Consider the following 23,995-nt stretch of genomic DNA (forward strand, 5'->3'; position numbering starts at 1 on the left):
CCCGCTGACGGCGGCTCACCGACCGGCGGTGTCGCGTCCGACGCTCGGGGCGGCGCGGACCGGTCGGGCTCGTCGACGGGCCGCTCACGGTCGGGGTTGTCCGGGCTCACCCGATGATCCTCTCAGGCCCGCTCCGGGGCCGGGGCCCCGGTGGCGGCAGACCAGCTCACCGGGCGAACGGCTCCACCATCATCGCCGCCGCGCGCAGCCACGCCTGCCGGGTCTCCGGCTGGAGCTGGTGGTACTCGATCGACGACCCGGTCTCCAGCGCCGGGTCGTACGGCACCACGGCCACCCCACGGGTACGGGTGGCGAAGTGCCGCTCCAGGTCGTCCTGCAGGGGCGAGCGACCCGGCGTCGGGCAGGAGATGAGGGTGATCGCGTTGTCCGCCAGCTCGCCCATGCCCTCCTCGTGCAGCAGGTCGAGCATCCAGTCGGCGCTGAACGCCGCGTCCTCGCGGGGCACTGTGGTCACCACCAACTGATCCGCGGCCTGCATCACCGTGCGCCAGTTGGGGCTCTCCACGTTGTTGCCGGTGTCCACGCACACCACCTCGTGGGTACGGCGCAGCAGCTCCAGCACCCGTCGGACGGTGAACTGGTCCAGTCGCTGGGCGAAGCGCGGGCTCTCCTCGCCGGCCAGCACGTCGTACGAGCCGTCGGAGGCGTGCCGCAGGTAGTCGTCGAGCCGACCCAGCAGGGTCGAGCCCTCCAGGATCTCGATCTGGGCCAGGTCGCTGACCAGGTGCCGGATCGTCCGGGCGTGTCGGGCGCTGCCGGCGCGCAGGCCGAGGGTGCCGCGTAGCTCGTTGTCGTCCCAGGCCAGTACGCCCTTCCCGCGCACACTGCCGACGGTGGCCGCGGCGAGCACGGTGGCGGTGGTCTTGTGCACCCCGCCCTTGGGATTGGCGAAGGCGAACACCCGGGGGGTGCCCAGGTCGCGGCGGAGCACCCCGTCGGCCCGCTCCTGCTCCGGGTCGACGCCCTGCGGGCGCCACTCGACCCGGGCCGGGTAGGCGCGTTCGGCGATCGCCGAGCCGACGGACGGGGTGGGCGGCGGCACGACTGGCGCGGCGGGCGGGGGTGCGACCGGTGGCGGTGCGACCGGTGGGGGTGCGACCGGTGGGGGTGGCGGCGCGGCCACCGGGTAACCGGTCTCCGGCTGGTAGCCGGTCTCCAACAGCGCGTACCGCGACTCCACCGGCGGGTCGCCCTGCCGGTAGCCGTTGTCCAGCAGCGCGTAGCGGGACTGGGCGGGGTCGGGGGCGCGGGGCGGCGGCTCGGGCTCGGCCCGGTACGCCGGTTCCGCCTGGTAGCCCGGCTCGGCGCGGTAGTCCGGCTCGGCCCGGTAGCCCGGCTCCGCGCGATACCCCGGTTCGGCGCGATAGTCCGGCTCGGCCCGGTAGTCCGGTTCGGCCCGGTAGTCCGGCTCGGCCCGGTAGCCCGGCTCCGCGCGATACCCCGGTTCGCCGCGATAGCCCGGCTCGGCGCGGTAGTCCGGCTCGGCGCGGTAACCGGGTTCGGCGCGGTAGTCCGGCTCCGCGCGATAGGCCGGCTCGGCGCGGTAGTCCGGCTCCACGCGATAGGCCGGCTCGGCGCGATAGGCGGGCTCGGCCCGGTACGCCGGCTCCGACCGGTAGTCCGGCTCGGCCCCGTAGCCGGGCTCCGCCCGGTACCCCGGCTCCGCCCGGTAGGCGGGGTCGACGCGGTAGGTCGCCTCGGCCCGGTAGGCGGGGTCCGCGCCGTACGACAACTCGGCCGGATGCCCGACGGCCGGTGCCCGCCCGGCGTACCCGTTCGGGGCCGCACGTCGTGGCAGCGGGTCCGGCGGTGCCTCGTCGGCCCGCCGCTCCGGCTCGGTCTGCTCCGCGCCGCGACCGCCCAGCCGGGCGCGGTCCAACAACGCGCGCCACCGCGGCGCTGGTTCGGCCGGCCGGCCCCAGCCGGTCTCACTGCCCTCCACGGCCCGCCCTCCCAGCACCATCGATCTTCGTCTGACAGGCTACGAAGCAAACCCTATTCGGACCACACCTCAGAACGCACACCAGCCGGCGCAGATCACGACGGCGTGGGCGTCGGCGGCTCGCCGGCGGTGGTGACGTCCGGCGAGGTGGTGAGGCTCGGCGGGGGCGGCTCGGTGGGCTCCGGCGACGACGGTGCGGGTAACGGAATCGTCACGACGGGTGCGGGTTCCGACGATTCGCCCATCGACGCCGACGGCACCGGTGTGCCCGCTGCCGGCTCCGTCCGCTCGACCGCGCTCGGCGCGGGCCTCGACCCGGTGTCGGCGGGCGGGCGCACCACGTCACGCTGCTCGGGCAGGGGCGGTGTGAAGACCGTGCGGTCCAGCCGGTACACCTCGGGGGCGGGGTCGACCGCCCGCACGTCCGGCCGGGCCGCCATGCCCCGCAACACACCCGGCGCCGCTCGTACCACCGCGGCGTAGACGCAGGCGCAGCCGTTGCGGTACGCGGCCGCCTCGGCGGTCGCCACCTCGGCGCCGCTCGCGTACCGCGCCCGCAACTCCCGCTCGTCCGGGCCGTCGCCGTCGACAGCGGTGGCCCGGGCCCGGTAGTCGGCGGCTTCGGTCTCCTTACGGGCCGCCACCTGGTCCATCCCGGCGACCACGTCGTCCGGCACCCGCAGCGCGGGAATCTTGACGATCTCGGTCTGCCGCCCCGGCAGTGGGACCCGCCCGAAGACCGTCGAGACCGGAACGTCGCCGAGCACCGCCGCGAGACGCTGCGGCGGCAGGTACGCGACGAGTGTGACAAGCGCGTACGTCCCGTCCCCGGCGGCCGGGGCGGACTCGGTGAGCGCGGCCAGGTCGGCGGCGGCGGACCGCAGGTAGCCGGGCACCGAGTCGCCGTCGACGACGCCGACCCGGGTCACCTCGCCCACCGTCCGGTCGCCGAGCGGAGTCTCGTCGGCGGCCCAGAGCGCGGTGCCCAGCACCGCCGCAGCGGACAGCGCGGCCGCCCAGGTGAGCACCCCGGACCGGGTCGGCCGGTCACCCAGCCGGGCCACGGCCCGGGTCAGCGGCGGCAGCAACCGTTGGTCAAGCTGCCGCAGCAGGTTGCCGGCGCGCACGGGCGGGATCCCCTCGTCGGATCGGTGTCGGGCGGTCGCCGCTCAGTCACGCAGGATCTGGAGCGCGCGGTCCAGGTCGTCAGGGTAGTCGCTGACGAACCGGACCTCGTCCCCCGTTCGGGGGTGCAGGAAGCTCAGTTCGCGGGCGTGCAGCCACTGTCGGGCCAGGCCGAGACGGGCCGAGAGGGTGGGGTCGGCACCGTATGTCAGGTCACCCACGCACGGGTGCCGCATGGTGGAGAAGTGCACCCGGATCTGGTGGGTCCGGCCGGTCTCCAGTCGGACGTCGACCAGGCTGGCCGCCGGGAACGCCTCCAGGGTGTCGTAGTGGGTGATGCTCGGCTTACCGCCGGAGACCACCGCCCAGCGGTAGTCGTGGGTGGGGTGCCTGTCGATCGGCGCGTCGACAGTGCCGCGCAGCGGGTCCAGGTGACCCTGCACCACCGCGTGGTAGCCCTTGTCCACCTCGCGGTACTTGAAGGCCCGCTTCAACGCCGTGTACGCCTGTTCGCTCTTGGCCACCACCATGATCCCGGTGGTGCCCACGTCGAGCCGGTGCACCACGCCCTGCCGCTCGGCGGCGCCACTCGTGGAGATGCGGTGCCCGATCGCGGCGAGGGCGCCGATCACCGTCGGGCCGGTCCACCCGGGGCTCGGGTGTGCGGCCACCCCCACCGGCTTGTCGACCACCACGATGTCGTCGTCGGCGTAGACCACCCGCAGGCCGGGCACCGCCTGCGGCACCACGGTCGGCGGCGCGACCGGGGCGGGCAGCGTGACCTCCAGCCAGGAGCCGGCCTTGACCTTGTGCGAGTTGGCTCGGGAGGCGCCGTCGACAAGCGCGTCCCCGGCGTCGACAAGCGCGGCGGCGGCGGTGCGGGAGAGCCCGAACAGCCGGGACACCGCCTGGTCAAGTCGCATGCCGTCGAGGCCGTCCGGGACCGGGAGGGAACGGTGGTCGCCGCCTGCGGCGAACGCGGAGGTCATGCCCGCTCCTTCTGGTCCGCGCCCTGGGCGGCGTCCGTCTCGACCGGGGCGCCGTCGCGCCCGGCCCGCCGGCCGTCCCGCTGCCGGCCGGTCAACTCCAGCAGCATGGCCAGCAGGACACCGCAGACAAGTGAACTGTCGGCCAGGTTGAACACCGGCCAGACCTGGCCGTACGGGTCGAACAGGCTGATCATGTCGACCACGTGCCCGTGGAAGGGCGCGGGGGCCCGGAAGATCCGATCGACGAGGTTGCCCAGCGCGCCGCCCAGCACCAGGCCGAGGCAGATCGCCCACGGCAGCGAACGCAGTCGCAGGGCCATCCAGACGATCCAGCCGACCACACCGATGGTGATCAGCGGGAAGATCCAGGTGTGGTCCGCGCCGATGCTCCAGGCGGCACCGCTGTTGCGGGTCAGACTCAGGTAGACGGCCCCACCGAGCAGCCGGACCGGCTCCCGGTCGGTCAACGCGGCAAGCGCGAGGTGCTTGGTGACCAGGTCGGCCAGCAGGGCCACCAGGGCGACTCCGGCGAGAATCGCGACGGCCCGGGACCGGCGTGTGCCGCCGCCCGGGTCGGTGCGGCCGGGTTCGGCGGACGGTGCTGCGGTCATGCGCTCCCCATCGACAGTCTCGGCGGTGATCGCTCACCGTCTCATCGCCGCCGGGGAGCGGACCTCAGCGCCGCTCCTCCAGCTGCTTGCACGTCACACACTGGGTGGCCGACGGGAAGGCGGCGAGGCGCTCGACCGGGATCGGGTTGCCGCACCGCTCGCACCAGCCGTAACCACCCTCGTCGAGACGCTCCAGAGCGCGCTCGACCTGTGTGATCCGTTCCAGAATGCTGTTGGCGAGAGAGATCTCCTGCTCCCGCTCGAGCGTCTTGGTGCCCGTGTCGGCCTGGTCGTCCCCGGCCGAGTCGGTCAGCCGATCGCGCTGCAGCTCGGTGATCTCACTCAGCGTCTGATCGTACTCGGCGCGCAGCTCGTCCCGCCGCGCCGCCAGCGCCGCCCGGATCTTCTCGGTCTCCGCGGTGCTGCGGGTGGCCTTGGCCACCGGCTTACGCCCGGCGGTCCTGGTGTCGGCTGGCTTCGCCATGGGTCGCTCCCTCGGCCGGGGAGCCGCGTTGTCCGCGGCACCTGGTCAGGGGGCGTCAACCACAACGTCCCCTAGATGTACGAAAAGGGGCGCACGGCGACGATGGCCGCGCACTCCGGAGGTTGGCAAGAATACGGAACGTACAGGCGTCCGACAACGTGCCGCACCGTCGCACCGCTCAACTACCCCTAGCCCTGCCTAACTGGGGCAAAGGGAACGCTAGCAGGTCAACCGACCGCCTCATCGCCGTACTCGCCAAACCATCGGGCCAGCCGACCCCGCCGACTGACCGCCCTCAGCCGCCGTTCGGCGGCGTCGCGCACCCCGGCCGTCGCCACGATCAGCAGACTGTCGCCGGTCTTCAGCCGGGTGCCCGGAGTCGGCACGAAACCCACCCCGTCGCGCAGCACCAGGGTCACCGACGCGCCCAACGGCAGCCGCAACTCGTCCACGTGCACGCCCGCCAACCGCGAGCCCGGCGGCACCTCCAGTTGAAGCAGGTCCGCCCGCATCCGCTCCAGCGGCGCGGTCTCCAGATGGATCTCGGTGGCCTCCGCCGGCGCGGTCACCCGCAACCGGCGGGCGAACGGCCCCAGCGTGCTGGTCTGCACCAGCGTGAAGATCACCACGAGCACGAAGACCACGTCGAAGAGGCGCTCCGCCCCCGGCACCCGCTCGGAGAGCGGAATGGTCGCCAGCACGATCGGCACCGCCCCGCGCAGCCCGGCCCAGGACAGGAACGCCTGTTCCCGGAGGCCGACCCGGAACGGCAGCGCCGAGACGGCCACCGACAGCGGGCGGGCCAGCAGCACCAGGGCCAGCCCGGCGACCACCGCCGGCAGCACCGCCGCGTCCAGCCGGCCCGGCGAGGCCAGCAACCCGAGCAGCACGAACAACCCGATCTGGGCGAGCCACGCCAGCCCGTCCGCGAAGCCGAGGATCGCCTGCCGGTGGGACAGCCGCGCGTTGCCCAGCAGCACCCCGGCCACGTAGACGGCGAGGAACCCCGAGGCGTGCAGCACCGCCCCCGCGGCGTACGCCAGCACGGTGATGCCCACCGCGGCGATCGGGTAGAGCCCGGCCGAGGGCAGCGCGGCCCGGCGCAGCGCCCAGGTGCCGGCGACACCCGCGCCCACGCCCACCGCCGCACCGACGCCCAGCTCGTAGCAGACCAGCCCGACCTCGTACCACCACGGGTGCGACCAGCCCTGGTGCGACAGCAGCACCACGAGCAGCACCACCGGGGCGTCGTTCATGCCCGACTCGGCCTCCAGCGTCGCCACCAGGCGGGGCGGCAACCGCAGCCGGCGCAGCGTGGCGAAGACGGCCGCCGCGTCGGTGGACGAGAGCACCGCGCCGTAGAGCAGCGCCAACCGCCAGTCCAGCCCCAGCAACAGGTGTACGGCCACGCCGACCACCACGATGCTCACGACCACGCCCACCGTGGACAGCGCGGACGCCAGCCCGAGCACCGGTCGCAGCGTGGACCACCGGGCGGTCAGGCCGCCCTCCGCGATGATCACGATCAGCGCGCAGAAGCCGAGGGTACGGGTCAACTCGACGTCGTCGAAGCGGATACCCAGGCCACTCTCGCCGATCGCCACGCCCAGCGCCAGGTAGACCAGGAGGCTTGGCACACCCAGCCGGGTGGAGAGTCGCACCGCGCCGACGGCGACCAGCAGCACGGCCGCTCCCAGCAGCAGCGCGAGATCAAACCCGGGCGTCACGGCTGCCTGGCCTGGGCGATCCTCACTCGGCGGATCCGTCGCGCAGTTGGCGCAGCACCTCGGACAACTCGGGGCTGGGCCGATCGACGAGGAAGAGCTTGTCCCGACTGGCCGCTCCGGCGCGCAGCGCGACCTCGGCCCGCCGGACACCCAGGGCAGCGGCCAAGGCCCGGCGGGCCGCCTCGGTCGCCCGACCGTCGACTGCCGGTTCGTGCACCGCGATCACCAGGGCGGGCCCGTGCGGGCCGTCGAAGCGGCCGCCCACCCGGGCGGACGATGCGCCGGGCTTCACGCGTACCGCCACGGTGAGCGTGTCAGGCGCGGGCACCGGGCCGCTCAGATCGGCCGGGCGTCGGCGAGCAGGGCGGTAGCTGGCGCACAGCGCGCGCACGGGGTGAAGCCGAGCTCGGCGGCCTCGGCGACCGGCAGCGTCTCGGGCACCCGGCCGACGAGATGCGGGCAGCTCGCGAGGTGGTAGCGGGGATGGCCGTCCACCACCTCGACGGCGTCGGTAAGTAGCGCCACCCGGGCGGCCTCGGCGGGGGTGACCAGTTGCTCGGCCGGCTCGTCGGCGGCCGGGGCGCCGTGGCTCAGATCGTCGTCGGTCGACGTGGCCGGGCTGACCGGGCCGACCGCAGGGGACGCGTGGTCGACCGGCGTCACGAACGGCGGCCCCTCGTCGAACGGGGTGGCGTCGTTGTCGAACGGGGTGGCGTCGTCGACGCGCGCGTCGAACGGGGGTGCGTCGTCGAGCAGCGCGTCAGCGGGTGCCGCGTGGTCGACCGGCGGCACGGGTGGTTGCCGCCACCCGGTGCCGCCGGTACCAAACGTCGTGGGCACGTGCTGGACCGGCACCTCCGGCTCGACCAGCGGCGGCCCGTACGCGACACCCGGTGTGGCCTGGCTGGCCGTGCGGGGTGCGTCGGGTTGCCGCCGGCCGGTCCGGCCGGGATCCGCCATCGCGCGGTTGGCGGCTGCCTGGCGAGCACCCACCACCAACGCCACGGCGGCCAGCAGACTGGCCGCGATAGAGATGATCAACATGAAGCTGGAGCCCCCGGCCAGGCCGAGCACCAGGAGCACCACCGCGACGAGGATGAGCAGGAGACTTGCGACTATCACGGCTCACCCCCGCCGCTTCGTACCGTCCAGACAAGGCCGGCGACCGTCACCATGTGCGGGGAGCGATCGCCGGCCGGCGCTCAGCGTCCGGCTTCGAGGGCGCCGGAACGCCCGCTGCCGTACGAACCGGCGAGGCCCGCGGCGGCCAGCCCGTTGCCGCCGGCGACCCGGCCTGCCTCGGAGCGGGTCATCTCGGCCTCCAGGCCCTGCCCGCGACCGTCGAGGTCACGCAGCTGGCTCTCCAGGTACGCCTTGAGCCGGGTGCGGTACTCACGCTCGAACTGCTTGAGCTCCTCGATGTGCTTCTGCAGGGCCGTGCGCTTGGCGTCCAGGCCGCCCATGGCCTCCTGGTGCCGCTGGCGGGCGTCCCGCTCCAGGGCGTCGGCCTTCGCGCGAGCCTCGCGGGTCACCTCCTCGGCCTTACCGCGGGCCTCGGACAGCAACTGGTCGGCCTCGCGGCGCGCGTCGGACACGTGGTCGTCGGCGGTGCGCTGGGCCATCATCAGCACGCGCAGGGCCTGCTGCTCACCGTCACCGGTGACGCCGCCGGCCGGGCCGCCGGTCGCCCGGACCTGCTCCAGCTCCGCCTGCATCGCGCGGGCAGCCTGCTCGGCCGCCGACTTGTCGCGCTGCACCCGGTCCAGTTGGGCCTTGACGTCGTTGAGCTCCGCCGCCAGTCGGGCGTCGCCGCCGGGGCCGGCGGGGGCGCCGCCACGGCCGCCGCGCTCCACCTGGGCGCGCAGCTCGTTGTTTTCCTCGATGAGACGGGCAAGCTCGCGCTCGACCTCGTCAAGGAAGGCGTCGACCTCCTCCTCGTCATACCCCCGCTTGCCGATCGGCGGCTTTTTGAAGGCGACGTTGTGGACGTCGGCCGGGGTCAGCGGCATCGAAACTCCTCGGGTCAGTTGCGGCCGCGAAAGCGCGTCGGTCATCAGGCAGATGCCCTGATCGACGGCCCTAACACGAACTCCATCAGCACGAACAGGATAACCAGGAGCACAAGGGAGGCCAGGTCGATGCTCACGGTACCAATTCGCAGCGGAGGGATCACACGCCTCAACGCGTTGAGAGGGGGATCAGTGACGCTCCACACGGATTCCAATCCTGCCGATGCGCCACGTCCCGGTTGCCAGCGCCGGCCGTACTGCAGGACGGCGCTCAACACGAACCGGGACAGAAGAAGAAGCAGGAAGACATAAAGGATCAGGTACAGCACTTGCAGTAAGATCGACAACACGGTCAGCGACGTCCCTCGGGTCGGGCGGGGTCAACTCAAACTGAAAAAGCCGCCCTCAGCGATCTTGGCCTTGTCCTCAGCGGTGACCTGGACGTTAGCCGGTGAGAGCAGGAACACCCGATTGGTCACGCGCTCGATCGTACCGCGCAGGCCGAACGCCAGCCCGGCCGCGAAGTCAACCAGACGGCGGGCATCCGCCTCATCCATTTCGGTGAGATTGATGATCACCGGTACGCCGTCGCGGAAGTGCTCGCCGATGGTGCGCGCCTCCCGGTAGGTGGTCGGGTGCAGCGTGGTGATCTGGTAACGCTGCTCCTCCTCGGGCAGTGCCCGCTCCCGCGACGTGACCTGCGGCGCGAGGGCCAGGTTGTCCCGGGTGTGGTAGGTCAGCGCACCGGACGTCTCGCCCGCCGACGACCGGGTGATCGACCGTACGCTGGACCGCTCGACCCGTTCCGCCCGCTCGCCGTCACCACGCTCGGACTCGCTCAACCGTCCGCCCGACCGCTCGGAGAGTCGACCCCGCTCAGTGGCGCGCGGCCGGGGAGCCGGCGGCTCCTCGGTGTCGTCCTCGTCCTCGTCGGCGAACTCCTCGGCGTACCGGCTCTGCCGGTACCGCGAGTCCCGGTAGCCACCCTTGTCGTAGCCACCGTCGTCGTAGGCCCGCTCGTCGTCTTCTTCGACCAGACCGAGCCAGACCCCCGCCTTGCGCAGTGCACCCATCCCGCGCCCTTCCGTCCGCCGTGCGGCACGCGCCCCCGTGCCATGTCGCCCGTCGCGAGTGGACAACCATGCCCATCGGACCGGAACCGCAATCCCCCCAGCGCGCGATTCGCGTCGCGCGCACGACCCCGACCAGGAGACGCCGCCCCTGAAACAACACTGATGTAATTTGCTTGTCTCGCGGTCAGGCTACCGCAGCGTGGGACGCATTCCGAGCAACGCGCTACCGACGCGGAGATGTGTCGCGCCGTATCGGATCGCGATTTCGAAATCTCCACTCATCCCCGCGGACAGTCCGGTGGCTCCCGGATGGACCGTCCGAAACACACCGGCAACCTCCGCGAGTCGGGCGAAGGCCCGGTCCGGCTCCCAACCGAGCGGAGCCACCGCCATCAGACCGACCAGACGCAACCCCGGCGCGTCGGCGATCGCCTCGGCCACCGGTTCCAGCCCGGCGCCCGGATCGGCCGAACCGGGCAGCGCGCCGCCCCGGGCCGCGTCGCCGTCGATGCTCACCTGGACCATGGCGTCCAGCGGCACCTCCCGGTCGACGGTCGCGGCCGCCAACGCCCGGGCCAGCCGGACGCTGTCCACGGAGTGCACCGCGTCGGCGTAGCGGACCACCGAGCGGACCTTGTTGCGTTGCAGTTGACCGATGAAGTGCCAGCGGGGGCGTACCCCGGCCGCGGCCACCTCGGCGGCCTTGCCGGCCGCCTCCTGGTCGCGGTTCTCCCCCATGTCGGTCACCCCGAGCCCGGCCAGGGCCACCACGTCGCTGGCCGGGTAGGTCTTCGTCACGGCGATCATCGTGACCTCCGCGCGGTCCCGACCGACCTGCGCGCAGGCGTCGGCGATACGGGACCGGATCTGGGCCAGGCCGGCCGCCAGTTCGGCGTGCCGGTCCGGTCGTACGGTGGCTGAGCTGTCGGTCATCGGCGGTGCTCAGGACCCGTTCTTGAGGAAGTCGGGGACGTCCACGTCGTCGAAGAGCACGCGACGCGGCGACTGGGCCGGTGCCGGGTTGCTCACCGGTGCCGGCACCGGGGTGCTCTGCGGCGCCGGCTGGTTGGTGTTGGTCTTGCGGGTCGGCTCGGCCGCCTTGTACGCGGGCGTCCCGCCGTCGAAGCCCGCCGCGATGACCGTCACCCGCACCTCGTCGCCGAGCGCGTCGTCGATGACCGCGCCGAAGATGATGTTGGCGTCCGGGTGGGCCGCGTCAGTGACCAACTGGGCCGCGTCGTTGATCTCGAACAGACCCAGGTCGGAGCCGCCGGCGATGGAGAGCAGCACGCCCCGCGCGCCGTCCATGCTCTGCTCCAGCAGCGGGCTGGAGATGGCCGCCTCGGCCGCCTCGACCGCGCGGTTCTCCCCGCGGGCGCTGCCGATGCCCATCAACGCGCTGCCGGCGCCGCTCATCACGCTCTTGACGTCGGCGAAGTCCAGGTTGATCAGACCCGGGGTGGTGATCAGGTCGGTGATGCCCTGCACACCGGAGAGCAGCACCTGGTCCGCCGTGCGGAACGCGTCCATCATGCTGATGTTGCGGTCACCCAGGGCCAGCAGCCGGTCGTTCGGGATCACGATCAGCGTGTCGCACTGGTTGCGCAGCTCGTCTATCCCCGTCTCGGCCTGCACCTGGCGGCGCTTGCCCTCGAAGGAGAACGGCCGGGTCACCACGCCGATGGTCAGCGCGCCGAGCTTGCGGGCGATGTTGGCCACCACTGGCGCGCCACCGGTGCCGGTGCCGCCGCCCTCACCGCAGGTCACGAAGACCATGTCGGCGCCCTTGAGCACCTCCTCGATCTCGTCGCGGTGGTCCTCGGCGGCGTTCTTGCCGACGTCGGGGTTGGCGCCGGCGCCCAGGCCGCGGGTCAGTTCCCGGCCCACGTCGAGCTTGACGTCGGCGTCACTCATCAGCAGCGCCTGGGCATCGGTGTTGATCGCGATGAACTCGACGCCCTTGAGCCCAACCTCGATCATCCGGTTGACGGCGTTGACCCCGCCGCCCCCGATGCCGACGACCTTGATGACCGCCAGGTAGTTGTGCGGAGGTGTCATCTCCGGTCCTTTCCTTCGAGATTGGCTTCGGCCGACCGGGTACGGCGTGGCCAGACCAGCGGCCGACGACAGCTGTCACCAGCGAGGCTCAGAGGTGAACCCTCACCCTCTACTAGAGGCTTACAGTTATGTCAACCACTGTTCCTCTTCCGGGCAACGTAAGCGCCACCGCGCGATGAGCCAAGGACCCGACCGGCGTGTCGCCGAGCCGAGCGCGACTGGTCACCTCCGTGGGCGCTCCCCGATCAGCGAAAGGTCACCACATCCGGCGCGCTCACGTCGATCCGGTCGGCGTCCTCATCGAGCAGTGCGGTAGCCACCCGGGCCTTGTCCGTACCCCGGGTCGCGTCGCCCCAGACCACCGTCCGGCCTCCCCGCAACCGCAGGCTGATCCGGGCCAACCCCTCCACCTGGAGGTCCACCAACTCCGCGCGGAGCTGCGGGGTCAGCGCGGAAAGGACCTCAAGCGCGGCCCGGGTGCCCGGGTCGTCGGCGGCCGGACGACCCACCGTCACCTGTGGCAGATCGGCGGGACGCCGGTCCACCGTCCGGAACGCCACCCCGCTCCGGTCGATCACGGCGAACGCCGCCCCCTGCGGCACCACCGCCACCGGAGTCCGCTCGGTCACCCGCACCACGAGCGCGCCGGGCCAGTCCCGGGAAACCGTGGCCCGCTCCACCGCCGGCAGCGCACCGACCCGGCGGGCGGCGGCGGCCAGGTCCACCCGGGCCAGCGGCACCCCGTCCGGCACGCCCACCGCGTCGTGCACCTGCACCGGGGTGACCAGCCCGGCACCCTCCACCCGCACCTCCCGGACCCCGAACAGCCCGGTGCCGAGCACCGTCCAGGCGACCAGCCCGGCCACCGCGAGCACCCCGCCCGCCACCGCCCACGGCAGCGCCGCACGCATCCGACGCTGCCGGGCACGAGCCATGAACCGGCGGGTCGAGGGCGGTACCGCGTCACGGCCCGCCCGGACCAACTGCCACCGCCGCGCCGGACCACGGCGCGGGGCACCACCGTCGGCGGCGCTGGTCCGCCCCCGGGCCGGACCGGGACTCATCCGGCCAGGGGCGCCGCGCCGCCGGGCGCGGCGGTGCCACCGAGAGCCGCTCCGTCGCCGCCAGCCGTGGGCCCACCCCGCACCGAATCAGCGATCACCGGTGCCGTGGCCGCCGGGTCGACTGTCGCGGTCGGCGCCGGGCCGGCCGTCCGCTCACCAAGGGCCGCCAGCAACTCGTCACCCATCAGCGAGATCGGCGGGGCGCCCATGGTGACCACCACGTCCCCCGAACGGGCCCGGCGGGCCACCTCGACCGGCGCCGCCTCCCACGAGTCGACGAAGACCTTGCGGTCGGCGGGCAGATCCACCGCCGCGATCAGCGCCGCCGAGCCCTCGCCGGGTTGGCGCAGCTCGCCGGGCCCGAAGACCTCCAGCAGCACCACCTCGTCGGCGATGGCCAGCGCCTCGGCGATCTCCGCCTGGTTGTCGCGGGTGCGGTACAGCCGGTACGGCTGGAAGACGACGATCAGCCGTCCGTCGCCGGCCACCTCGCGCAACGTCTGCATGGCGAGGGTCATCGAGGTCGGGTGGTAGGCGTACTCGTCGTAGACAAGCACGCCGTCCGCGACACCCTTGCGCTCGAAGCGCCGTCGCACGCCGGGGAAGACCGCCAACGCGGCCTCCGCCGCCTCCAGCGGCAGATCCAGCAGGTACGCGGCCAGCACCGCGGCGGCGCTGTTCAGACCCATGTGCCGCCCCGGCACCGGCAGGCGGAACTCGCCGAGCGACCGGCCGTCGATCGCGGCCAGGTAGCGCACCCCACGCGCGGAGGAGACGATCTCGGTCAACCGCAGGTCGGCGTCGGCGGCCTCGCCGTAGGTGAACACCCGCCGCCCCTCGGTGCGAAGGCTCTCGGCCAGCCGCCGACCGCCCGGGTCGTCGGCGCAGGTGATGATGAACCCGTCCGGGTCGGTGAGGCGGGCGAACTCCACGAACGCCGCCTCGAGCGTCGCGTAGTCGCCGTAGGTGTTCAGGTGGTCGGCCTCGACGTTGGTGATGATCGAGACGTACGGGCGGTAGATGAGGAACGAGCGGTCACTCTCGTCCGCCTCGACCACGAAGTGCTCGCCGGTGCCGTGGTGGGCGCCCGAGCCGACCTCGGAGATCTCCCCGCCGATCACGAAGGACGGGTCCACACCGGCCTGCTGGAGCACCATCGTCACCATCGAGGTGGTGGTGGTCTTGCCGTGCGTGCCGGCGACCGCCACCGCACGACGGCCGGTCATCGCCGCGGCCAGGGCCTCCGAGCGGTGCAGCACCCGCAGGCCGCGCCGCCGCGCCTCGACCAACTCCAGGTGGTCCTGCGGAATGGCCGACGAGTAGACGACGGTGTCCACGCCGTCGAGGTTGCTCGCCTCGTGGCTGAGGTGGATGGTGCCGCCGAGCGCCCGCAGCCCCTCCAGCGAGGGCCACTCCCGCAGGTCGCTGCCGGAGACCCGGATGCCGCGGGTGAGCAGCAGCCGGGCCACGCCGAGCATGCCCACCCCGCCCACCCCGATCAGGTGGACGGCACCCAGGTCCTCCGCGGTGAGCGTGCCGGCCGGGGTGAACTGCGCGGTCACCGGGCCACCGCCGCGATGACGAAGGAGCGCAGCGCCTCGTCACCGTCGCGCCGCCCGTACGCCGCCGCGGCGGCGCCCATCGCTGACAACCGCTGCGGGTCGCGGATGAGGGGGATGACGGTGCGCTCCAACCAGTCGGGGGTGATCTCGGCGTCGTCGACGAGCAGCCCACCGCCGGCCTCCACCACGGGCAGCGCGTTGCGCCGCTGCTCCTGGTTGCTGTGCGGGTACGGCACGTAGATCGTGGGCAGCCCGATCGCGGCCACCTCGGCGACGGTCATCGCGCCACCCCGGGCCAGCATCAGGTCGGCGGCGGCGTAGCCCAGCTCCATCTCGGACAGGTAGGGCAACGTCACGTACGGCACCGGCAGGTCGGTGGGGATCGGCACCGGCTCGTTGCGCGCGCCCATCACGTGCAGCACCTGCACGCCGTTGCGGGCCAGCTCCTTGGCCGCCCCGGAGACCGCCAGGTTGATCGAGCGGGCGCCCGACGAGCCACCGGAGACGAAGAGCACCGGCAGGTCGGGGCGGAGCCCGAAGTGGGCGCGGGCGGCGTTGCGCAGCGCGTACCGGTCCAGTCCGGCGATGGTGCGGCGCAGCGGCACCCCGACGATCGTGGCGTCGCGCAGCGACTCGGCCTGGCTCGGCTGGTGGGGGAAGCCGACGGCGATGTTCTTGGTGAACTTCATGCCCAGCCGGTTGGCCACGCCCGGTGGCACGTTCACCTCGTGGATCACCATGGGCAGCTCCCTGCGCCAGGCGGCGAGGTAGGCCGGCACCGAGACGTACCCGCCGAAGCCGACGACCACGTCGGCCTTGACCTCGTCGATCACCTTGCCCGCGGCGCGGGCCGCGGTCCACATCCGGCCCGGGGTACGGACCAGGTTCATGTTCACCGACCGGGGCAGTTGGTACGCCGGGATCTGCCGCAGCTCGTAGCCGTGCGGCGGAATCAGGTCGTTCTCCATCCCGCGCGGTGTGCCGAGGCAGGTGATCCGGACGCCCGGGTCGTGTCGGCGCAGGCAGTCGGCGAAGGCGAGCAGCGGGTAGACGTGCCCCCCGGTGCCACCTCCCGCGAGCACCACCGAACGCAGCGGACCCATCAGCGTCTCCTCTCGCTCGCCGTACCCCCACGGTTGTGGTCCTGGCGGACCCCGCGCGGCGCGGCCTGGTCGTCGTGGCGCCGCTCGCGGGACCGGGGCACGGACCCTCGGCCAGCCGGCGGCGTCGCCGGTCGGCGGCGCCGGCCGGGTAGCGGCGGCAACGGGGCCCAGAGTAGTCGGACCCACCGGGCCGGCGGACGGGCATGCAGTGCTCTGGCCGCATCGGGTTCGGCGCGGGCGAAGGACGCCAGCATGCCGATCGCGGCCAACGTCACGACCAGGGCACTTCCGCCGTCGGAGATGAACGGCAGCGGCAGGCCGGTGATCGGCAGCAGCCCGACCACCCCACCGATGTTGATCACAGCCTGGCTGACCAGCCAGGTGGTCACGGCGGCGGCGGCGAGCCGACGGAACGGGTCGTCGACCCGCCGGGCGATGCGCAACCCGGTGTACGCGAGGACCGCGAACAGGCTGAGGATGACGACACACCCGATCACGCCCAGCTCCTCGGCGATGATCGCGAAGATGAAGTCGTTGTGCGCCTCGGGCAGCCAGTCCCACTTCAGGCTGCCCTTGCCCAGCCCGACGCCGAACCAGCCGCCGTGCTCGATGGCCAGTCGGCCCTGGTAGACCTGGTAACACGGGTCTCCGCACTCGTCCGGCGGCGGCGGGTTGAGAAAGAGCGTCAGTCGCGCCAGGCGGTAGTTGTCCGCGCCGCGCTCACCGGAGCCGGCACCCAGCGAGGCCACCGCGATGAGCAGGCCGACGCCGAGCAGACCGACCACCGTCAGGGTGCCGAAGACCCGCATCCGTACGCCGGCGGCCCAGAGCAGACCGACCACCAGGGCCAGCAGGCAGAGCATCGTGCCCGTGTCGTTGTAGCCGACCAGCACGAAGAGCAGACCCATCACCGGGAAGAGCGGGGTGGCCAGCTCCCGCCACCAGCCCAGCGCCGCCCCCTTGCGGGCGATCACGTGCGCGCCCCAGAGCACCAGCGCGAACTTGGCGAGCTCGGAGGGCTGGACCTGGACCCCGCCGATGAACAGCCAGAGCAGCCGCGCCTCGATCGGGCCGATCCGGGCGGAATCCTGTTGGGTCAGGCGCGCGTACGCGAGCAGCAGGTTGAGCACCAGCAGCAGCCCGATCGCGCTGAACAGCAGCGGCCGGCCCAGCGACCGGTACGTGCTGGCGGGCAGGCGCTGACAGGCCCAGAAGACCCCGATGCCGATCACCGCGAAGATCGCCTGTTTGGTCACCGACGCCGAGGCGTTGCCGTCCTCGGCGTAGTCCTTCACGCTGGTCGCCGAGAAGACCATGGTGAGGCCGATCAGCAGCAGCAGGCCGGCGCTTGACAGCAGCAGATAGTAGGAGGCCAGCGGCCGGTCCAGCAGGCCGCGCAGCGCGGCGATCCCGCCGGCCGCGTCCAGCCCGCGCAGCGGCACGGGCGACGCCGGTTCCGTCGCGCGCGGTGCCGCGTCCGGTTCCGGGCCACGGGTGTCGTCCGGCGGCGCGACGGCCTCCGCGGTACGCGCCGGGCCCGGTGACCGTCGCGGCCGACCGGCTGTCCTGTCGTCGGTGCCTGAATCCTCCCCCACCCCGACATCATCACCGCTTGGCGCGCCCGAGCGGCCCACAACGACGCACCGGGCGTGTCGGACCAGGGGACGGCGCCCGCGCATCGCCGCCTTTGCTCTGCTCCCACCCGCGCGACACCCCTCGTCCGGTATCCGGACCGGGGGTGTCGCCTCCGTGGGAGCAGAGCAAAGGGCAACCGAACACCCTCGCCACCACGCCGGCGCACTGTCACGACCAGGACGGTGACCTGCCGGAACGGGGTGACGATCAGGTCATGTTGGCGAGGAACTCGCTGTAGAACAGGCCCAGGGCGATGGCCACCCCGATGCCGGCGATGATCCAGAAGCGCACCACGATGTTGACCTCACTCCAGCCGGCCAACTCGAAGTGGTGCTGTAGCGGTGACATCCGGAACACCCGTTTACCGGTGGTCTTGAAGGAGATGATCTGGATCACCACGGACATCGTGATGATCACGAAGAGCCCACCGATGATCGGCAGCAGCAGGATGGTGCGGGTCGACATCGCCATGCCGGCGATCAGACCGCCAAGCCCCAACGCCCCGGTGTCGCCCATGAAGATCCGCGCCGGGGACGTGTTCCACCAGAGGAAGCCCACACAGGCCCCGGCCGCCGCCCCGGCGATGAGCGCGATCTCCAACGGGTCGCGGACCTCGTAGCAGTACGGCTGGGTGTAGTTCGGGTCGGCGCACCAGTGGCGGTACTGCCAGAACGCGATGAGCGCGTACGAGGCCAGCACCATCACCGACGCGCCGGTGGCGAGACCGTCCAGGCCGTCGGTGAGGTTCACGCCGTTCGTCGCGGCCATCACCACGAAGATGAAGATGATCACCGCGCCGACCTTGCTGACCTCCAGGGCGTCGATGTCCCGGATGAAGCTCAGCGTGGTGCTACCCACCGTCTCGGTGTTCGTCGCCAGGCCCGAACCGTTCGTCATGGTGCTCGGGAACCACAGCGCGATCACCCCGAAGACCGCACCGACCAGGATCTGCCCGAGCAACTTGCCGCGCTTGTTCAGACCGGCGCTGTTGCGCTTGCGCACCTTGAGGAAGTCGTCGAGGAAACCCACAGCGCCGGAGAAGACCATCAGCCCCAGCAGCACCAGCGCGGTGATGGTCGGCTCCACCTGGGCGATCTGCTGGTCCGGCAGGGTGGTCAGGGCCAGGTGCCCGGCCACGTACGCGATCACCGTGGCCAGGATGAAGACCACGCCACCCATGGTGGGCGTGCCCTTCTTGCCCTGGTGCATGGCCGGGCCGTCGGTCCGGATCGGCTGACCGGCCTTGAGCCGGGTGAACACCTTGATCGCGATGGGGGTGCAGAACAGCGACACGATGAACGCCACCCCGATGGCGACGATGACCGCCCTCATCGGGTCGACTCCTCACCGGCGTCGGCGCGCAGGGCGTCGGCCACCTCCCAGGTCCGGTACCGGGAGCCCTTGACCAGGACGACATCGCCCGGTCGTAGCTCGCTCCGCAGCACCTCGACGGCCGCCGCCTGATCGGTGAGCAGCACCGACTCTCCTCCCCAGTTCGCTACCGCTGTCGCGCCTTCGTGGATCGGCGCGGCCGGCTCGCCCACCACGAGCAGCCGGTCGACACCCAGCTCGGCCGCGAGTCGGCCGACCTCGGCGTGGCCGTCGTACTCGAACGGACCCAGCTCGGCCATGTAACCAAGCACCGCGACGGTACGCCGACCCTGGCCGATGCTGGCGAGCGCCCGCACCGCCACCGTCATCGAGGCCGGGTTGGCGTTGTACGAGTCGTCGATGACAGTCACCCCGTCGGGGCGGTCGAAGACGTCCATCCGGCGGGTCGACACCAGCCCCAACTCGCCGAGGGCCGTCGCCAGCTCCGCCAGCGGCATGCCCAGCTCCCGGGCCACCGCCGCCGCGGCGAGAGTGTTGCCGACCTGGTGCCGCCCGGTCAGCCCGAGCCGCACCGGCACGCGCCCCTCCGGGGTGACCAGGGTGTACGACGGGTGCCCCCGCTCGTCGAGCGTGACGTCCTCGGCGCGCACGTCCGCGTCCGACGCCTCGCCGTAGCGGACCACCCGGGCCCGGGTCCGGCTCGCCATGGCGTCCACCCGCGGGTCGTCGGCGTTCAGCACGGCCAGCCCGTCCGGCGGCAGGGCCTCGACCAGCTCACCCTTGGCCTGCGCGATGGCCTCCTGCGAGCCGAACTCGCCGATGTGCGACGTGCCGACGTTGAGCACCACGGAGATCCGGGGCGGCACCAGCTCACACAGGTAACGGACGTGCCCGATGCCGCGCGCGCCCTTCTCCATCACCAGGTAGCGGGTGTCCGGCCCGGCCCGCAGCGCGGTGTACGGGTGCCCCAGCTCGTTGTTGAACGACCCGGGCGGCGCCACCGTGGCCCCGAGCCGGGCGGTGAGCTGACCGATCAGGTCCTTCGTGGTGGTCTTGCCGGAGGAGCCGGTCACGCCGACCACCGTCAACTCGGGCAGCCGGTCCACCGCGGCGCGGGCCAACCGGCCCATCGCGGCCAGGGCGTCGTCAACGAGCACCATCGGCACCCCGGGCACCGCACGGCTGCCGAGCACCGCCACCGCCCCGGCCTGGACCGCCGTGGCCGCGTAGTCGTGCCCGTCGACCTTCTCCCCCGGGAAGGCCACGAAGAGCGAACCGGGCCCCACCTTGCGCGAGTCGAACTCCACCGAACCGGTGACGGTGGCGGCCGGGTCGGCGCCCACCAGCCGCCCGTCGACCGCCGCGGCCACCTCGGCCAGGCTGAGCGCGATCATCGCCGACCCGCCAGGTCCCCGAAGCGGGCCCGCAGCGCGTCGGCCAGCTCGACGCTGTCGTCGAACGGAAACACCTCGCCCGCCACCTCCTGGCCCCGCTCGTGCCCCTTGCCGAGCAGCGCGATCACGTCGCCCGGCTCGGCCAGCCGAACCGCCTCGTCGATCGCGGCACGCCGACCGGACACCTCGATGATCCGGGCGGCGGTGCCGGCCCGGTACGCCCCGGCGAGCACCTCGGCGCGGATCTCCGCCGGGTCCTCGGTACGCGGGTTGTCGTCGGTCACCAGCACCACGTCCGCTCCCTCGGCGGCGGCCGCGCCCATCACCGGCCGCTTGCCCCGGTCCCGATCTCCGCCGGCGCCGATCACACAGATCAGTCGGCCGACGCTCAGCTCGCGCAGCGCGGCCAGCGCGGCCACTATCGCGTCCGACTTGTGCGCGTAGTCGACCACCCCGCGCACCGGGCCGACGCTGTCGACCAGCTCCAACCGGCCGGGCACCCCACCGCAGGCGGCCACGCCGGACGCCGCGGTCGCCGGGTCCACCCCGGCGCCCACGAGCGCGGCGATGGCCAGCAGCGCGTTCGCCACGTTGTGCCGGCCGGGCAGCGCCACCCCGGCGGACAGGACCACCCCGTTCGGGCCGTGCGCGGTGAACCGCTGGGCGTACCCCTCGCCGTCCACGCCGTCGGCCCACCAGGTCGCACCCTGGTCACCGGCCGCCGAGTAGGTGACGGTCGCCGGCTTGTGCAGCGGCTGCAACGCCGGGTCGTCGTGGTTGAGCACCTCGACCGCACAGCGCCCGTCGAAGAGCTGCGCCTTCGCGGCGAAGTAGTCGTCGCTGTCGGCGTGGAAGTCCAGGTGGTCGGAGCCGAAGTTGGTGTATCCCCCGACGGCGAACCGGACACCGCCCACCCGGCCCATGGCGAGCGCGTGGCTGGAGACCTCCATGACCACGGCGGTGACCCCACGCTCGCGCGCGGTGGCAAGCATGGCGTGCAGGTCGGTCGCCTCGGGGGTGGTGCGCACGCTGTCGATCACCAGATCACCGAGCCGGGTCTCCACGGTGCCGATCAACCCGGTGGTGTGCCCGGCGGCCCGCAACCCCGACTCGACCAGGTACGCGGTGGAGGTCTTGCCGGCGGTGCCGGTGACGCCGATCACGGTGAGCGCGGCGGTCGGGTCGCCGTAGACCGCCGAGGCCAGCTCGCCGAGGACCGCGCGGGGGTCGGGCACCACGAGGGCGGGCAGACCGCTCGCCGCCGCCAACTCGACGCCGGCCGGGTCGGTCAACAGGGCCACCGCGCCGGCCTCGGCGGCGGCGGAGGCGAACTCCGCGCCGTGCCGACGGGCGCCGGGCAACGCCGCGTACAGGTCGCCGGGGCGAACCTCCTGGCTGGCGTGGGTGGCCCCGGTGACGGTCACCGTGGCGGCGTCGGCCGGGAGGTCGACGGCGAGCCGGACGGCGAGATCACCGAGCCGGACTCCGGTCACGGTACGTGGACGTGGATTGCCGGGCACGGCGTCAGACCCTACCCGGTCGCCCGGTTCCGGCCGTACAGCCGCCCCGGTGGTTCGTCGGCACTCACCGATGATGTCCCGCCATCGCTGCTCAGTGCGGATAGACCACGAACTTGGGTGCCGAACCGCCGGTGGACGGCGGCACGCGATAGTGACGCAGCGTGAACTGCATCATGTCGCGGAACGCCGGATTGGCGATCGCCGCGCCCCCACCGCCGGGCGCGTACACGAAGACCGCGATCACGTAGCGGGGGTTCTCGGCGGGGGCCATGCCGATGAAGGAGGACACCTTATCGGTTTCGATCTTGCCGTTGACCACCCGCGAGCCGGTGCCGGTCTTGCCGGCGACCCGGTAGCCGGGGACCGCGGCGGTGAGCCCGGTGGCGTGGTCGACAGTGGTGACCGCCTCGAGCATGGTGCGCAGGGCCGCCGCGTTCTGCGGACTGAGCACCGACCGGGTGACCGGGGCCGGCGCGGGGGTGCGCTTGCCGTCCGGGCCGATCACCTCCTTGATGAGGTGCGGCTGCACGTACGTGCCGTTGTTGGCGATGGCGGCGTACGCGGCGGCCATCTGCAGCGGGGTGGCGTCGACGCTGTGCCCGATCGGCACCGACCCGTGCGACGATTCGCTCCACTCGTCGGCCGGCAGCAGTCGCCCGCTGGCCTCCCCCGGCATCCCCTCGCCGGTCGGCTTGCCCAGCCCGAACCGCTTCTGGTAGTCGATCAACCGGTCCGGGCCGAGCTTCTCGCCGATCGTGATGGTGCCGACGTTCGACGAGTAGGCGAGCATCCCGGGGATGCTCATCCGCTTGCCGCCGGCCGGATGCGTGTCGGAGAACCAGGTGTCGCCCATCTTGATGCTGTTGGCGATGGGCAGCGTGGTGTCCGGGGTGATCACTCCCTCCTGCAGGGCCGCGCCGTAGGTGATCGCCTTGTGCACCGAACCGGGGTCGACGATCATGCTTGTCGCCGCGTCCTCCCGCTCGACCGGGTCGCTGTCGGCCGGCTTCGCCGCGCTGTAGGTGGGGTTGCTGGCCTGGGCCAGCACCGCACCCGAGGGAATCTCCATGATCACGGCCGCGCCGGTGCCGCCCCGCAGCTGGGCCATGCCCTCGCTGAGAATCTGCTGCGTCCGGTACTGAAGATCGCGATCGATGGTGAGGCCCAGCGAGCTGCCCGGCTTGGCGGGCGTGGTCTGGCTGTAGCCGCCCGGGATCGCCGCGGCGAGGTCACCGAGGCCGGCCTCGTACCGCCGCTGGCCGTCCTGCCCGGCGAGCACGTCGTCGTAGCGGGCCTCCAGCCCTTCCAGCCCGACCATGTCCTGGCTGGTGAAGCCGATCAGGTTGGCCGCCAGGTCACCCCCGGGCACCTCGCGGCGCTCGTCGCGGTGCACCCCGATGCCGGGCAGTTCCAGCGCCTGCACCCGCTTGGCGGTGGAGATCTCCACCCCCCGGGCCAGGTAGGTGAATCGGGACAGGTGGCCGTTCTCCAGCTTGCGGGGCTTGAGCAGCTCGGCGAGCTTCGACGCCGGGATGGCGAGCAGCGGTGAGAGCGCCTTGGCGGTGCCGGCCTGGTCCTCGACCTCGGTGGGATCGGCGAACACGTACCGTGCCTCGACGCTGCGTGCCAGCGGGGCGCCGGTGCGGTCGTAGATCGCGCCCCGCGGCGCCGGCAGTTCGACGGTGCGGGTGCGGTCGGCGACGCCGCCGCCGGCGTACGCCGGGGCGTCGATCGCCTGGAGGAAGATCAGCCGGATCCCGATCGTCACGAACAAGGTCAGGGCGAGGGCGGTGCCCAGCCGCAGCCGCAGCCGCGAGTCGGCAAGCTTCGGCGGGCGCCGTGGCTTGCGGGACGGCCGCCGGGCCGCCGGGCGGTCGGCGCGGCGTGGCGCGCGCGGTGTGGTCCGTCGGCGCGGCGGCGGCTCGTCGACGCCCGGCCCACGGGGGGTACGCGGAGCGACGGTGCGCACCACGCCTCCCCGTCCGGCGGCCGGGGCGTCGCGTCGACCGGCCCGGGCCGCGGCCCGACCACCGTCGAGCACCTGCAACGCCGGCCGGAACGGGTCGCCGGAGCGGGTGCTGCGCGGGGTACGCCGTTGCTCGCCGCCCACCCCCCGCGGCGGCGTGCCGCGCTCGTCGCGGACGGTCCGGCCCCGTGGGGTGTACGCGCGGGCACCGGAGATGCCCCCGATGCCGGGCTCGGCGGTGCGCGGCTCGGAGTCGGTGGGCCTGCCATCACGCGAAGAACCGCGCCGGGACCTGGCCGAGGCCATCCTCGCCGAATCGGACATCCGGGAGGCGGACCAGAATGCCGCGCCCGACACCGTCCTGGAACGGCGTACCTCGG

20 protein-coding genes and 1 pseudogene are annotated in these 23,995 nt (G+C 72.8%); all 21 read right to left on the bottom strand.

What is annotated here, in order from left to right; genetic code table 11:
* Positions 1-166: 166 nt before the first annotated feature.
* Entirely contained in the window at positions 167-1,963 is a 1,797-nt protein-coding gene (locus tag AB0F61_RS17090; protein ID WP_357810178.1) for an ATPase, read from the bottom strand.
* Positions 1,964-2,058: 95 nt separating this feature from the next.
* Positions 2,059-3,090, bottom strand: a complete 1,032-nt coding sequence (locus tag AB0F61_RS17095) for a hypothetical protein (RefSeq protein WP_357810181.1) — start codon at positions 3,088-3,090, stop codon at positions 2,059-2,061.
* A gap of 42 nt (positions 3,091-3,132) precedes the next feature.
* Entirely contained in the window at positions 3,133-4,077 is a 945-nt protein-coding gene (locus AB0F61_RS17100; RefSeq protein WP_357810184.1) for an RluA family pseudouridine synthase, read from the bottom strand.
* Positions 4,074-4,688, bottom strand: coding sequence for a signal peptidase II (gene lspA, locus AB0F61_RS17105; RefSeq protein WP_357810186.1), 615 nt, complete (start codon positions 4,686-4,688; stop codon positions 4,074-4,076). Before lspA ends, AB0F61_RS17100 begins: the two co-directional genes overlap by 4 nt.
* 64 nt (positions 4,689-4,752) lie before the next feature.
* On the bottom strand, positions 4,753-5,172 hold the full coding sequence (locus AB0F61_RS17110) for a TraR/DksA C4-type zinc finger protein (RefSeq protein ID WP_124770807.1): 420 nt from the start codon (positions 5,170-5,172) through the stop codon (positions 4,753-4,755).
* Positions 5,173-5,399: 227 nt separating this feature from the next.
* A complete protein-coding gene (locus AB0F61_RS17115) occupies positions 5,400-6,899 on the bottom strand; it encodes a potassium/proton antiporter (RefSeq protein ID WP_357810189.1) in 1,500 nt (499 codons plus the stop codon).
* Between the two features lie 22 nt (positions 6,900-6,921).
* Positions 6,922-7,227, bottom strand: coding sequence for a DUF167 domain-containing protein (locus AB0F61_RS17120; protein ID WP_357810192.1), 306 nt, complete (start codon positions 7,225-7,227; stop codon positions 6,922-6,924).
* An 8-nt stretch (positions 7,228-7,235) separates the two neighbouring features.
* Entirely contained in the window at positions 7,236-8,021 is a 786-nt protein-coding gene (locus tag AB0F61_RS17125) for a hypothetical protein (RefSeq protein WP_357810195.1), read from the bottom strand.
* 80 nt (positions 8,022-8,101) lie between these two features.
* The gene (locus tag AB0F61_RS17130) at positions 8,102-8,908 is read right to left on the bottom strand and encodes a DivIVA domain-containing protein (RefSeq protein ID WP_357251070.1); all 807 of its coding nucleotides are present in this window, start codon (positions 8,906-8,908) and stop codon (positions 8,102-8,104) included.
* A gap of 44 nt (positions 8,909-8,952) precedes the next feature.
* The gene (locus tag AB0F61_RS17135; RefSeq protein WP_030334503.1) at positions 8,953-9,258 is read right to left on the bottom strand and encodes a YggT family protein; all 306 of its coding nucleotides are present in this window, start codon (positions 9,256-9,258) and stop codon (positions 8,953-8,955) included.
* A gap of 30 nt (positions 9,259-9,288) precedes the next feature.
* Positions 9,289-9,981, bottom strand: a complete 693-nt coding sequence (gene sepF, locus AB0F61_RS17140) for a cell division protein SepF (RefSeq protein ID WP_357810199.1) — start codon at positions 9,979-9,981, stop codon at positions 9,289-9,291.
* 189 nt (positions 9,982-10,170) lie between these two features.
* Positions 10,171-10,914 (bottom strand): YggS family pyridoxal phosphate-dependent enzyme, encoded by a 744-nt coding sequence (locus AB0F61_RS17145; RefSeq protein WP_357810201.1) that lies wholly within the window; start codon positions 10,912-10,914, stop codon positions 10,171-10,173.
* Between the two features lie 9 nt (positions 10,915-10,923).
* Complete coding sequence (gene ftsZ, locus AB0F61_RS17150) at positions 10,924-12,039, bottom strand: cell division protein FtsZ (protein ID WP_357069549.1); 1,116 nt, start codon at positions 12,037-12,039, stop codon at positions 10,924-10,926.
* A 245-nt stretch (positions 12,040-12,284) separates the two neighbouring features.
* Positions 12,285-13,103 carry an FtsQ-type POTRA domain-containing protein gene (locus tag AB0F61_RS17155; protein WP_357810203.1) on the bottom strand — a complete coding sequence of 273 codons (819 nt, stop codon included), beginning with the start codon at positions 13,101-13,103 and terminating at the stop codon, positions 12,285-12,287.
* A gap of 143 nt (positions 13,104-13,246) precedes the next feature.
* A pseudogene (murC, locus tag AB0F61_RS17160) lies at positions 13,247-14,665 on the bottom strand (UDP-N-acetylmuramate--L-alanine ligase); the annotation flags it as partial.
* The gene (gene murG, locus AB0F61_RS17165) at positions 14,662-15,768 is read right to left on the bottom strand and encodes an undecaprenyldiphospho-muramoylpentapeptide beta-N-acetylglucosaminyltransferase (protein WP_357810205.1); all 1,107 of its coding nucleotides are present in this window, start codon (positions 15,766-15,768) and stop codon (positions 14,662-14,664) included. The pseudogene murC and the gene murG, both read right to left, overlap by 4 nt.
* A complete protein-coding gene (locus AB0F61_RS17170; RefSeq protein WP_357810226.1) occupies positions 15,768-17,177 on the bottom strand; it encodes a putative peptidoglycan glycosyltransferase FtsW in 1,410 nt (469 codons plus the stop codon). Before AB0F61_RS17170 ends, murG begins: the two co-directional genes overlap by 1 nt.
* 433 nt (positions 17,178-17,610) lie before the next feature.
* Positions 17,611-18,735, bottom strand: a complete 1,125-nt coding sequence (gene mraY, locus AB0F61_RS17175; protein ID WP_357810208.1) for a phospho-N-acetylmuramoyl-pentapeptide-transferase — start codon at positions 18,733-18,735, stop codon at positions 17,611-17,613.
* Positions 18,732-20,129, bottom strand: coding sequence for a UDP-N-acetylmuramoyl-tripeptide--D-alanyl-D-alanine ligase (murF, locus tag AB0F61_RS17180; RefSeq protein WP_357810210.1), 1,398 nt, complete (start codon positions 20,127-20,129; stop codon positions 18,732-18,734). The genes mraY and murF overlap by 4 nt, the downstream gene beginning before the upstream one ends.
* Positions 20,126-21,649: a UDP-N-acetylmuramoyl-L-alanyl-D-glutamate--2,6-diaminopimelate ligase gene (locus AB0F61_RS17185; RefSeq protein ID WP_357810212.1), complete on the bottom strand. Its 1,524-nt coding sequence runs from the start codon at positions 21,647-21,649 to the stop codon at positions 20,126-20,128. The genes murF and AB0F61_RS17185 overlap by 4 nt, the downstream gene beginning before the upstream one ends.
* Before the next feature lie 91 nt (positions 21,650-21,740).
* Positions 21,741-23,939, bottom strand: a complete 2,199-nt coding sequence (locus tag AB0F61_RS17190; protein ID WP_357810229.1) for a penicillin-binding protein 2 — start codon at positions 23,937-23,939, stop codon at positions 21,741-21,743.
* Positions 23,940-23,995: the final 56 nt, after the last annotated feature.

Source organism: Micromonospora sp. NPDC023888 (assembly GCF_040639415.1).
In the GTDB taxonomy this organism is placed as follows: domain Bacteria; phylum Actinomycetota; class Actinomycetes; order Mycobacteriales; family Micromonosporaceae; genus Micromonospora.